We start from the raw sequence: 11,758 nt of genomic DNA, 5'->3' as shown, positions 1-11,758 counted from the left end.
TCGGTATCATGGTCGGCCAAGTAGACACTATAATAATATGGCTTCGCCACTTCCGCTTTGTGCGAAAACCAACTCGCCCGCTCCGCCTCCTTCACATGCAATTCACCTGACACCGGCATAATAGCAAATTGCCCGTAGTCGTTCATCCATGGGCTTGGCTGGTGCGTCTGCTTAAAACCCTGAATCTTATTAGCGGTATAGGTATACTGCCAACCATCGCCATTCTTCCCCGTCTGAGGAGTCCAAAAGTTCATCCCCCACGGCCGAGCTATGGCGGGATAGGTATTGCCCGACGAAAGCTCATAGGTCGACATTGTGCCCATCAGCACTTCAACATGATCAACAGGCTGTACTTGGGCATTCAAATTCAATAAGCTAGCCACACCGACAAGGCATAAAAAAAGTATTTTTCGCATCATGGTAATGAGATTGTAGCTCTTTGCTCTCTGTAAGATTCAAACTTTCGATTTTGGATAATGGTCTCCCACGCTTTCGCCTCCTGAACAGCCTCAAGGGAATCCTTTCTGAGATCGTAGCATTCAAGCGAAGGAACCATCAGAGTCTGCCCATAACGCAGGTTATTCGGGTCAGGGATACTATCTTTATTCGCCATATAGATATAGACCCAGTAATAGACATTGCCGTAATACCGACGAGCAATCTGCGCCAAGGAGCCTCCCCTACTTACCTGAATGGTATCTATTGCAATAGGGTTCTCTGGCGTGAGTATAAGGGTATCTTTCGCCACTGGAATAGTATCTTTCACCACAGCCACCTGCTTACTCTCCTCGGGCAGAGGTGCTGGAGACTTAGGGGCTAGCCACCACACGACTAATGCGAGTAGTGCCACCACTGCCAAGGAGATCCAAAGGGTTGGGGCAGTGTTGCGGGATTTTTTCTTTGGAGGAGCAACTGGGGTCGCCTCAACCGGCACAGACTCTGCTTGGATTGGTTGCTCAATAACCTCCGGCTTCTCTGGCTCTTCACTAGCGGTGATACTATCAGTAATGGCAAATTGAGCCACAGTCGCCCCCTCAGCTACCGTAGAGGTTGTTTGAAGCTCTGGAAATTGGACGCTCTCCCGAAGCAACGTAGGCTTGTAGACAGAAAAAGGTTGATTAAGTAGCTCTAGAATCGTACTAGAAGGGACAAAGTTCAACAACAATACCCCCTCAACCTCCTCCGTCACATAGAAATCACCTAGACTAAATAGAGAGACTCTTCGCCCCCTAAACAAGCCATCAAGGAACACTTTTATCTCAGCAGCAAGAGCTCTAGAGACCTCCTCCTCATCTAAGTTGTGAAGCAGGGCTAATGACTCAATAAACTCTTGCGTTACATATGAAGTAGGTGCATCATAATCCAACTGAGTATAACGCTGTGCCTCCAATAGGTATTCAGCGGGAATAAACTCCAAAGCGATATGTGGAGGCATCAACATCCGACCTCGTTCCTCGGTCAAAATGTACTCTTCGCAAAACCGAGCTCTAAATAGGCCAATGCATGGCAACACGAGGTCACTTTGCTCCACCAACCTCGCCTGCATAAGGGCCTGCGCCTGCCTCAAGATATCGCTTTTATCACTCATAGCAATCTCCCAATGGTATCAAAGCCATCTGCTTCTACAATCTCCACATCATAGAAGTTCCCAATGGTCAGTTCCTCATCCGTCACTACTAACACCTCGGGGTCCACATCTGGTGAATCGTACTGGCTACGTCCAATATAGTAGCCCTCCGAAGCCCGATCAATGATCACTTTCTGAGTGGTACCCACCAATTCCTCCGCCTTCTCAAAAGCAATCTCCTCTTGGAGCGCCATCAAGCAATTCAGTCGCTCTTGCTTTACCTCGGCAGGGATTTCATCTTCATAATGCTGATAAGCATAGGTCCCCTCCTCGTGAGAGTAGCTAAAGGCACCCATTCGCTCAAAGCGGACTGTTCGCACAAAGTCCATCAACTCCTCAAAGGCCTCCTCACTCTCCCCAGGGTGCCCCACCATCAAAGTGGTCCGCAAATAAATACCTGGCACCCGCTCCCTAATAGTCGAGATAAGTGCTAGCGTCTCCTCCCTCGTCACAAAGCGTCGCATAGAGCTCAGCACCTCATCATTGATGTGCTGTAAGGCGATATCTAAGTATTTGCACACCTTCGGCTCCTCCCTAATCACATCTAGCAGTTCCATTGGGAAGTGATTGGGGTAAGCGTAGTGTAGTCGCACCCACTCAATGCCATCAATCTTACAGAGCTCCCTCACCAATTGTGGTAGTTTTGCTTCTTTGTAGAGGTCTATCCCATAATAGGTCAGATCCTGAGCAATCAACTGAAGCTCCTTCACCCCTTGTGTGGCAAGGCTCTTAGCCTCCTGAAGAATCTCCTCCATCTGCCGAGATTGGTACCTTCCCGTCATCAGTGGAATAGAGCAGTAGGCACAAGTACGGTCGCACCCCTCAGCAATCTTGAGGTAGGCATAATGGTCGGGAGTTGATAGGAGCCTCAAATCGGCTGGAGTGGTGTGGTATGCCTTTCCAATATCAGCCAACAACTCCTTCCAATTAAATTTACCATAAAACCTATCCACCTCTGGGATCTCCGCCTGAAGCTCCTCCATATACCGTTCACTCAGACAGCCCATTACAAATAGCTTGCCGATCCGCCCCTCCTTTTTCCCCTCTACCAATTGCAGAATTGCATTGATCGACTCCTCCCGTGCACTCTCTATAAAGCCACAAGTATTGATCACAACAATCTCCCCTTCAGGAATCTCGGCATCATGAACCACTTGGTAGCCATAGCTAGCAAATTGCTTCATCAGATGCTCCGAATCAACCAGATTCTTGGAGCACCCCATGGTGATCACATCTACTCTATTCTTCTTCACTACTCGCCAAATAAAGAATCCACAAATTCCTGCTTATTAAATAACTGTAGGTCGGTCATCTGCTCACCCAGACCGATGTACTTCACAGGGATCTTAAATTGGTCAGAAATTCCAAGAACCACGCCACCCTTTGCGGTTCCGTCGAGTTTCGTCACAGCTAGAGCGGTTACATCAGTAGCAGCGGTAAATTCCTTCGCCTGCTCAAAGGCATTCTGCCCCGTAGAGCCATCCAAAACCAACAGCACCTCCTGCGGAGCTTCGGGCAATACCTTCTTCATCACATTCTTGATTTTGGTCAGCTCATTCATCAGCCCCACCTTATTGTGTAGCCTACCAGCGGTATCAATCAGCACCACATCGGCACCTTGTGCCTTGGCATGAGCCACCGTATCATAAGCAACCGAAGCTGGGTCACTCCCCATCTCCTGCTTGATGACAGGCACACCTACTCTCTCACCCCATATCACCAATTGGTCTACCGCTGCCGCTCTAAAGGTATCGGCAGCCCCGAGCACTACTTTATATCCTGAGCTCTTGAATTGATAGGCGAGCTTGCCAATGGTGGTCGTTTTGCCCACACCATTAACCCCCACTACCAGTATCACGTAGGGCTTTTCCTGCTCTTTGATGGAGAAGTCGGTACCATCACTGGTATTATTCTCTTCCAACATAGCAGCCACTTCACTACGCAAGATTTGCTGTAGCTCACCAGTCCCCACATACTTATCTCTAGCTACACGCTCCTCAATCCGCTTGATGATTTTGAGCGTGGTAGGCACCCCTACATCACTGCTCACCAGCGTCATCTCCAGCTCATCGAGTACCTCATCATCCACCTTGGTCTTTCCGACCACACTTCTAGAGAGCTTCCCAAAGAAAGAGGATTTGGTCTTCTCCAATCCACTATCCAGCGTCTCCTTTTTCTCCTTCGAAAACAGTCCAAAAAAAGCCATTATCTTCTCCAAATATAAGTATCCAAAGCCCTCAAAAAGGGCAACGATACCCTCGGTTAATCCATTCTACTCAAATAATCCTCCACCCCATATTCTCTTAGCACTTCTAGCTGCCCATCCAATCGCTCCACACAGATAGAAGGGTGCTTAATGCCATTAAACATCGTAGTCTTAACACTGGTGTAGTGCAGCATATCCTCAAAGATGAGGAGGTCTCCCACCTTGGGTTCATTAGCAAAGTACCAATCGCCCATCACATCGCCACTCAGACAGCTATTACCTCCGATACGATATTGGTGCGTATGGGTAGCCGTGGGTGCCATCTCTGCACCCCTCACACGTGGCTGGTAAGGCATCTCAAGACAATCAGGCATATGGCAGGTAAAAGAGGCATCCATCATCAGTGTTCTTATACCATGATTCTCCACAATATCCTCAATCGTGGCAACTAAGTAGCCAGTCTCCCAAGCAAAAGCACTCCCTGGCTCCAAGATAATATGGAGATGCGGATACTTAGCCTTAAAGCTGAGCAAAAGCCCGATCAAGTGCTCCACATCATACTCCTGATGCGTCATCAAGTGGCCACCTCCTAGATTGAGCCACTTTGCCTGCTTCAATAGATGGTCACACTTCTCCTCTATTACCTTGAGTGACCGCTCCAATTGATAGGAATTGCTCTCACAGTGCGTATGGATATGAATACCCACCAAGCCCCGAGGAAGTTTCTCAGGAATCTGCGACACAATCGTTCCCATACGGCTACCTGGAGCAGCTGGATTGTAGAGCTCTGTACCCACCTCGCTATACTCGGGGTTGATTCGAATACCACACTCTATCGGGTGACCTTGATAGCCCTGCACCCTAGGGTAGTACCGCTCAAATTGCGATAAGGAGTTAAAGACAATATGGGTGCTACACTCCATAATCTCCTCAAATTCCTCAGATTTATAAACGGGGGCATAGGTATGCGTGAGGCTACCCATCTTGTCCCTACCCATTCGTGCCTCAGCCAATGAACTAGCAGTAGAAGCCGAGATATACTCTCTAAAGATAGGGAATAACTTCCATAGAGCATACGCCTTAAAGGCCAAGATAATCTCCACACCAGCTCGCTCCGCAACCTGCTGGATACGCTCTAAGTTGGCCCTCAGCTGAGCCTCCACTTGCACATAAGCAGGTGTGGATAACTGCTGTGGAAAATATTGATGAGGATCACTCCCCACCATCGCTTTGCTCCGAAAGTCAAACTGCCTACCCATATTACTTCATTACGCCATTTAATAGCCAAAGATACCAAAAAAGTTGGGGATAGAGCCTAAAGAGTGAGGGTTTGCGAGTAATGAGTAAATTATTCAACCCCTTGTGGGTCAGACAAGCTCAACTTGTCCGATCCACAAGGGGTTATACATACAGTTCGGGCCTTATCAGTCCAAATTAGAGTTGGTCGAGTGCTTGCTTAAGGTCGGCAATGATATCCTCAACAGACTCTAGACCTACGGAGAGGCGAACTAGTCCTTGCGAGATTCCAGCTGCGGCACACTCCTCCTCAGTGTAGGGTGAGTGGGTCATACTGGCAGGGTGCTGAATAAGGGTCTCGGTATCTCCTAGACTCACTGCAATAGAGCAAAGTTGGCATGAATTGATCAGCTTTTGTCCGGCTGGTTTGCCCCCTTTGACTTCAAAAGAGATCATGCCACCAGGGAGACGCATATATTTATCGGCAATCGCCTTGTACTTAAAACTAGCTAGACCAGGGTACTGAACACTCTCCACCTTGGGGTGTGCTTCCAAAAACTCCGCCACCTTCTGTGCATTACTAGAGTGGCGATCCATACGGAGGGAGAGGGTCTTCATACCTCGCTCAATGAGGAACGACTCGAGTGGGCCTAGACAGGCGCCTGTGAGGTCCTTCACTCCTAGCAACCTTACTTGGGTGATATACTCTGCACTTCCCACTACAAACCCCGCGATCACATCACCGTGGCCATTGAGGTACTTTGTGGCAGAGTGAACCACCACATCTACTCCATACTCAATGGGTCGGCAGAGGTAAGGCGTACAATAGGTATTATCGGCCACCACTGTGATCCCTTCATGCTCGTGGGCAATCTTTGCGATCTGCTCAATATCCACCATATCCATAGTAGGATTGGCTGGACTCTCAAAGTAAACCACCTTGGTATTGGGTCGGATCGCCTTCCGAAGCTCCTCGGGATTGGTCATATCCACAAAGGTCACCTCGATGCCATAACGACTGAGACCGTGAGAGAAGTAGGCATAAGTACATCCATAGAGCGTCTTGTGTGCCACCATATGATCCCCCTGCTGTAGCAGCACCCAAAGGGCGGAGGTGATAGCACCCATTCCCGAAGCACAGGAGATGGCAGCCTCGGCCCCCTCCAAAAGGGCGAGCTTCTCCTCTACCCGAGTGCAAGTAGGATTGCCCAATCGGCTATAGATGTAGCCAGGCTCCTCAAGAGCAAAGCGAGCACCACCCTGCTCAGCACTATCAAAAACGTAGGTGGAAGTTTGGTAAATAGGAGTAGCGAGCGTGCCGAATGGATTTTTCTGAGGCACCCCATGAATGGCTTTGGTATCAAAGCCGTAAGCAGTTGTTTTCTGGTCTTCTTGATTCATAAGTTAGTACATTATTATAGGTTTTGAATTGTGTTCCCACAAATGTACTAAAAAATAGCTATCATACCACCATAAAGAAGTGTGTTCACAAAACTAATTTGGGCACCACCTGATATCCGACACGGCGGATCAAGCTTCAATGTGTCAGCCGATAGATGGCTTAGATATAGCCACGCTCAACCATCACACAGACCCGCTCAATTAGGGCGTCCTTACCCTCGGGATCGTAGTCGGTCTTAAGTGAGGCACCGAAGGCTCCCGCCATTGTGTTCCAAAAACCTGCGGAAAAGCGACCTAGGTAGGCATCAATTAGTCCATAACTACTAGACCCTGTTTCCCGCCCTATCAGCTTGATCAACAACTTTCCTTGATTGAGCGTCAGCTTCTTGAGTTGGGGTGTAAACTCCTTGAGGAGGTCCTTCTCCATCTGCTTGATATGCCTTCGCTTCTCTCGTTCTGTCGGTAGCGTTTCGAGATAGTCATAGGTCTCCATCAACGTAGCGGAGACCAGTTTGGCATAGGGGAGCGCTTTCTTTACATCACGTACCAACCGCCGATAGGCAAGCTGCTGCTCACGTGTATTTAGTCTGAGTGGCTTGAATATATGCACTACCGGCAGAGCGAAATTGGCAATAGTATCCCCCTCAAATATTGTAGCAGGGACTAAATAGCCCTCGGCCAATGGAGGTGGGATCTTGTCATCCTGAGCGAAAATTGAGAGACGCCCCCCCACAAGGAACCACAATAATAATGGCACCTTGAACCGACTAAGTGTATGTATCATTTTGCCCAACATAATACGCTCTCTTTTTTAATGCACACAAAGGTAATCTAAAAAGCAAGATACACTACCTATAAATAGGGCTCTTAGCTTTATTTATTACACATTAAGCATTTCTTAACCATAAAAATCCCCCTCACATCTATAAATTAGTGTGAGGGGGCTCATCAATTGGGTGCCAATTAATAGAAACTAGTCAAGCACCTTGAGCAATTGCTCCACAGGCAACTTTTCCTTGGGTCCTGGCTCATCTAGTGCTTTACCAAAAGGCATTTGGGCTAATAGACGCCAGTTCTGAGGGGCTCCTACCTGATTGCGAATGGCATCATCGTCCATCCCGATATAGTGCTGAAGGCTAGCGCCAAATCCAAGTCCTACCAATCCAAGCCACACAGCCAATTGGTGCGACCCTTGCACCTGCTCTGCCCACTTAGGAAAGTTGTGGGCATAGAGTGGAAACTGCTTCATTAGTTGCTTGGTAGTCTCCTCTTCATCAAAGAAAAGGACGGTCCCTACTCCACTCATAAAAGCGGTATGGATCTTATCACGGGTACCACTATTATAAGCCTCCTCGCCAATATTCTGAATCAATACCTTCTCTATCAGCTGCCAGTGCTGCTTATGAGCCTCACCAGTGAGCAGTACCATTCGGACACCTTGTGAATTGAAGTGAGAAGGGATGAGTGCCAAAACCTCCTTGAGCATCTGCTCCACCTCAGCTTGTGGCGACACCCACTCACTAGCCAATTGATAGTGGCTATGGCGCTGATTCAATAATCTCTTTACGTTATCCAAATTAGTCATTCTATTTATTCTTATCATGAAACAGGTCCAACCTCAGTACGGGGCACTTGTTGGACAAAATAAGGGAGAGGGGTGGCAAAGTGCACCTCTCTCCCTGACACTTTTATGCTATTACTTCCTAGGCTTCAATTGCTTAAAGAAGTCATTGCCCTTATTATCAACCAAGATAAAGGCTGGGAAGTCCTCTACTTCAATCTTCCAAATCGCCTCCATTCCTAGCTCAGGGTACTCTAGCACCTCTACCTTTTTGATGCTATTCTGTGCCAAGATAGCAGCTGGACCTCCGATACTTCCGAGGTAGAAGCCTCCATACTTGTGACACGCATCGGTCACCTGCTGGCTACGATTACCCTTGGCAATCATAATCATACTACCGCCGTGGCTCTGGAAGAGATCCACATAAGGATCCATACGACCAGCAGTGGTAGGGCCAAATGAACCTGAGGCCATACCCTTAGGGGTTTTGGCAGGACCAGCGTAGTAGATAGGGTGATCCTTGATATACTGTGGCAAGCCCTCTCCCTTATCGATACGCTCCTTGAGCTTGGCGTGTGCAATATCGCGTCCTACGATAATCGTACCGCTCAGTGATAGGCGGGTGGAGACAGGATACTGATCGAGCTGTGCCAATATCTCGCTCATAGGTCTATTGAGATCCACTTTGACCGATTCGCCCTCAAAGCCCTCACGATACTCCTCTGGGATGAGGCTAGCAGGATTGGTCTCTAGTTTTTCAATCCAAATTCCCTCTTTATTGATCTTAGCCTTGATATTGCGGTCGGCCGAACAACTTACACCCATTCCAACTGGCACAGAGGCACCATGTCGGGGCAACCTAACGACACGCACGTCGTGAGCAAAGTACTTACCACCAAACTGAGCTCCAAGGCCAATCTTATGTGCCTCCTCCAGCAGCAGTTGCTCTAGCTCTAGGTCGCGGAAAGCTCTACCATACTCATTACCTGTCGTTGGCAGCTCATCGTAGTACTTGGTACTTGCCAGCTTTACCGTCTTAAGGTTGGTCTCGGCCGAAGTTCCACCAATCACAAAGGCAAGGTGATAGGGAGGACAAGCAGCTGTACCGAGGGTCTTCATCTTCTCCACCAAGAAGGGCACCAGTGTCTCGGGGTTAAGGATCGCCTTCGTCTCTTGATAGAGATAGGTCTTATTGGCCGATCCCCCACCCTTTGCCACGCAGAGGAACTTGTACTCATCGCCTTCCACAGCGAGTAGGTCGATCTGTGCTGGGAGGTTGGTCTTGGTATTCACCTCCTCATACATACTCAATGGTGCATTCTGAGAGTACCTCAGATTGTCCTCCGTATAAGTATCGTAGATACCGTGAGAGATAGCCTCCTCATCGGTAAAGTCGGTCCACACTCTTTGTCCCTTTTTACCTAATACGATCGCGGTACCAGTATCCTGGCAGAAAGGAAGCAGTCCCTTGGCACTTACCTCAGCATTTCTCAAAAAAGTAAGGGCAACGAACTTATCATTGTCAGACGACTCTGGGTCGGTAAGTACCTTCTGCACCATACGCTGATGATCGGGGCGGAGGTAGAAACTAACATCGTGAAAAGCTTGCCGCGCCATCTGGCGGATGCCTTCGTACTCCACCTTGAGGATGCTTTTACCCTCAAACTCAGCCGTACTTACATATTTATCGGTCAGTAAATAGTATTCTGTCTTCTCCTTACCAAGTGGGAACATTTCCTGATAATGAAACTCTTTCTCTGCCATACTTCTTCTCAATTAGTTATATGTTTTAAATTATTGCTCATCTTCTCTATACAGCTCTAGCTTCATCGCTGCATCAATCAGCTCCAATGCTAGAAAGTGATTGGAGCCCATCACATCATAAATCCAATCTTCGGAGAGGACCCCCTGTGGCAAGTCACTAGGGAGCTTACCCTGATTGCTCAGCTCCACATCATCTCTCCACTCCTGACTGTAGTAATATTTGTGTACCTTCTGAAAGGCGGTTCGAGCTTTACGCCACTCCTCCAAAGTTGCTTGCAAAGCCTCATTAGCCGCATTCATACGATTGGTAGCCTCTTCCATTTGGGCAACCCTATTTATCACCTCTTTCATAAGCCTTGTATATTTAATCCCTCCCTATTCTACTCATCAAAGATACCAAAAGTTAGGTAATCACTTATAGTTATAGATAAAATAGGAGGGTACAGCATCAGTATGTGACGAAAAAGAGGTATATTTGCCGATAATTGTTTGGAGAATAAATAATCAACTATATAACAAGACTAAGGAGTAATGAATATCTCAATAGTAGAGCAAAAGGAGGGATTTGTAAGACTTCAAGTAGATGTTGAGAAAGACAACTACCAAGAGGCCTATAAGAAAGAGCTAAAGAAGGTAGCTCAGGGTGCCAATATCAAAGGCTTTAGAGCTGGTAAGGCACCTGTGGGGATGATTGAGAAGATGTTTGGCGAAGGAGTTCGCTTGGAAGCAATCAACCACCTTGTAGGTGACCTAGTAGATGGCTTCATCAAGGAAAAGGAGTTCAAGGTTATTGGTTGGGCGATTCCTGAGGAGAGCAATACCGAGGAGATGACCAAGGATGATATGACGCTCTACTTCAAGCTAGCTCTTTATCCAAGTGAGTACGATTTTAATTTCGACGATAAGACTTTCACTAAGTACGAGGTAACTATTACCGACGAAGAGGTAGCAACGAGGTTGGAGGAGATGCAGAAAGCCAATGCCGACCTCCAAGAGACCGATACCGTAGTGGCCGATGCCATTGTAGGTGGTGATATCGCAGAGATCGAGGGTGACACTCGCAAGGAGGGTGGTATCCTCAAGGAGAATGTAACCATCTATCCTCAGTTCATGAAGGACGAAGAGGAGCAAAAGAAGTTCATTGATGCAGGCAAGGGCTCTGTAGTGGTATTCAACCCCTACAAGGCATTCGAGGGCAATGCAGCTGAGCTCACTAGCCTACTCGGCATAGAGAAGGATCATGTTGAGGAGCTGAAGGATAAGGAGTTTAGCTTCCAAATCGAGACCATTCGCCACATGGTACCAGCAGAACTTGATCAGAAGTTCTTTGACGCTGTCTTTGGTGAGGATAAGGTACACAATGAGGAGGAGGCCAAGACCAAGCTAAAGGAGTTTATGCAAAGCTCTGAGAATGGCAATGCTGAGTACAAGTTCACACAAGACTTTATGGAGTATGTGAAGGAGGAGAAAGCACCAAAGCTACAGCTAGCCGACGACCTGATTGTAGAGTGGTACACCGACAACCTCAAGAGAAACGACGAGGAGGAGAAGGCCGAAAAGGTAGATAAGGAGGCTCTTATCTCTAGCCTGAAGCGCGAAATGTACGTGAGAGAGCTCGCCAATCGTGAAGAGCTAAAGGTTAGCGACGAGGACATCAAGGGCTTTGCTTATGAGATGATCCGTAGCCAGTTTGCCCAGATGGGTTGGCACAATCCCGATCACGAGATCGTGGCTAAGTACGCTGAGCAACAGCTAAGCGATAGCAACTTCGCCTACTCTATTGAGATGAACATTCTAGAGCAAAAGGTAGGTAAAGCAATGCTCGATAAGGTAAAGCTAGAGACTAAGCAGGTAAATGCAGAGGAGCTGCATGAGATTCTCAATCCTAAGCAGGAGGAGGAGACAGCAACTGCCGAAGAGGAGAAGTAATTCCTCACAAGCGATTTCATAATAGCGGGGTCGA

10 protein-coding genes and 1 pseudogene are annotated in these 11,758 nt (G+C 47.9%); 1 reads left to right on the top strand and 10 read right to left on the bottom strand.

Annotated features, from left to right (window positions below):
* The 10 genes and pseudogenes from QVO39_RS06230 to QVO39_RS06185 all read right to left on the bottom strand — a co-directional run.
* Nucleotides 1-416, bottom strand: a pseudogene (locus QVO39_RS06230) (GH92 family glycosyl hydrolase); the annotation flags it as partial.
* Entirely contained in the window at nt 416-1,588 is a 1,173-nt protein-coding gene (locus QVO39_RS06225; RefSeq protein ID WP_021903466.1) for a LysM peptidoglycan-binding domain-containing protein, read from the bottom strand. The gene QVO39_RS06225 and the pseudogene QVO39_RS06230, both read right to left, overlap by 1 nt.
* Nucleotides 1,585-2,880 carry a 30S ribosomal protein S12 methylthiotransferase RimO gene (gene rimO, locus QVO39_RS06220; protein WP_021903465.1) on the bottom strand — a complete coding sequence of 432 codons (1,296 nt, stop codon included), beginning with the start codon at nt 2,878-2,880 and terminating at the stop codon, nt 1,585-1,587. Before rimO ends, QVO39_RS06225 begins: the two co-directional genes overlap by 4 nt.
* On the bottom strand, nt 2,880-3,833 hold the full coding sequence (gene ftsY, locus QVO39_RS06215; RefSeq protein WP_018028670.1) for a signal recognition particle-docking protein FtsY: 954 nt from the start codon (nt 3,831-3,833) through the stop codon (nt 2,880-2,882). The genes rimO and ftsY overlap by 1 nt, the downstream gene beginning before the upstream one ends.
* Before the next feature lie 56 nt (nt 3,834-3,889).
* Nucleotides 3,890-5,092, bottom strand: a complete 1,203-nt coding sequence (nspC, locus tag QVO39_RS06210) for a carboxynorspermidine decarboxylase (protein ID WP_021903464.1) — start codon at nt 5,090-5,092, stop codon at nt 3,890-3,892.
* Nucleotides 5,093-5,267: 175 nt separating this feature from the next.
* Nucleotides 5,268-6,470 carry a methionine gamma-lyase gene (megL, locus tag QVO39_RS06205; protein ID WP_021903463.1) on the bottom strand — a complete coding sequence of 401 codons (1,203 nt, stop codon included), beginning with the start codon at nt 6,468-6,470 and terminating at the stop codon, nt 5,268-5,270.
* 160 nt (nt 6,471-6,630) lie between these two features.
* Nucleotides 6,631-7,266 (bottom strand): DUF4294 domain-containing protein, encoded by a 636-nt coding sequence (locus QVO39_RS06200; protein ID WP_018028134.1) that lies wholly within the window; start codon nt 7,264-7,266, stop codon nt 6,631-6,633.
* A 177-nt stretch (nt 7,267-7,443) separates the two neighbouring features.
* Nucleotides 7,444-8,055: a nitroreductase family protein gene (locus QVO39_RS06195; protein ID WP_021903462.1), complete on the bottom strand. Its 612-nt coding sequence runs from the start codon at nt 8,053-8,055 to the stop codon at nt 7,444-7,446.
* Nucleotides 8,056-8,166: 111 nt separating this feature from the next.
* A complete protein-coding gene (locus tag QVO39_RS06190; RefSeq protein WP_021903461.1) occupies nt 8,167-9,795 on the bottom strand; it encodes a fumarate hydratase in 1,629 nt (542 codons plus the stop codon).
* Nucleotides 9,796-9,825: 30 nt separating this feature from the next.
* Nucleotides 9,826-10,146: a DUF4298 domain-containing protein gene (locus QVO39_RS06185; RefSeq protein WP_021903460.1), complete on the bottom strand. Its 321-nt coding sequence runs from the start codon at nt 10,144-10,146 to the stop codon at nt 9,826-9,828.
* A 180-nt stretch (nt 10,147-10,326) separates the two neighbouring features.
* On the opposite strand from QVO39_RS06185, the gene QVO39_RS06180 reads away from it, so the two are divergent.
* Nucleotides 10,327-11,724 (top strand): trigger factor, encoded by a 1,398-nt coding sequence (locus QVO39_RS06180; protein ID WP_021903459.1) that lies wholly within the window; start codon nt 10,327-10,329, stop codon nt 11,722-11,724.
* The last annotated feature ends 34 nt before the right edge of the window (nt 11,725-11,758 follow it).

The organism is Porphyromonas sp. CAG:1061, from assembly GCF_000435035.1.
GTDB classification, from domain to species: Bacteria; Bacteroidota; Bacteroidia; order Bacteroidales; family Porphyromonadaceae; genus Porphyromonas_A; species Porphyromonas_A somerae.
This window is presented reverse-complemented; position numbering and strand designations above follow the sequence as displayed.

Excerpts from the sequence above, each read along its gene's own strand:
- QVO39_RS06225 (WP_021903466.1), bottom strand. The coding sequence starts at position 1,588 with ATGAGTGATAAAAGCGATATCTTGAGGCAGGCGCAGGCCCTTATGCAG.
- ftsY (WP_018028670.1), bottom strand. The coding sequence starts at position 3,833 with ATGGCTTTTTTTGGACTGTTTTCGAAGGAGAAAAAGGAGACGCTGGAT.
- nspC (WP_021903464.1), bottom strand. The coding sequence starts at position 5,092 with ATGGGTAGGCAGTTTGACTTTCGGAGCAAAGCGATGGTGGGGAGTGAT.
- megL (WP_021903463.1), bottom strand. The coding sequence starts at position 6,470 with ATGAATCAAGAAGACCAGAAAACAACTGCTTACGGCTTTGATACCAAA.
- QVO39_RS06200 (WP_018028134.1), bottom strand. The coding sequence starts at position 7,266 with ATGTTGGGCAAAATGATACATACACTTAGTCGGTTCAAGGTGCCATTA.
- QVO39_RS06195 (WP_021903462.1), bottom strand. The coding sequence starts at position 8,055 with ATGACTAATTTGGATAACGTAAAGAGATTATTGAATCAGCGCCATAGC.
- QVO39_RS06190 (WP_021903461.1), bottom strand. The coding sequence starts at position 9,795 with ATGGCAGAGAAAGAGTTTCATTATCAGGAAATGTTCCCACTTGGTAAG.
- QVO39_RS06185 (WP_021903460.1), bottom strand. The coding sequence starts at position 10,146 with ATGAAAGAGGTGATAAATAGGGTTGCCCAAATGGAAGAGGCTACCAAT.
- QVO39_RS06180 (WP_021903459.1), top strand. The coding sequence starts at position 10,327 with ATGAATATCTCAATAGTAGAGCAAAAGGAGGGATTTGTAAGACTTCAA.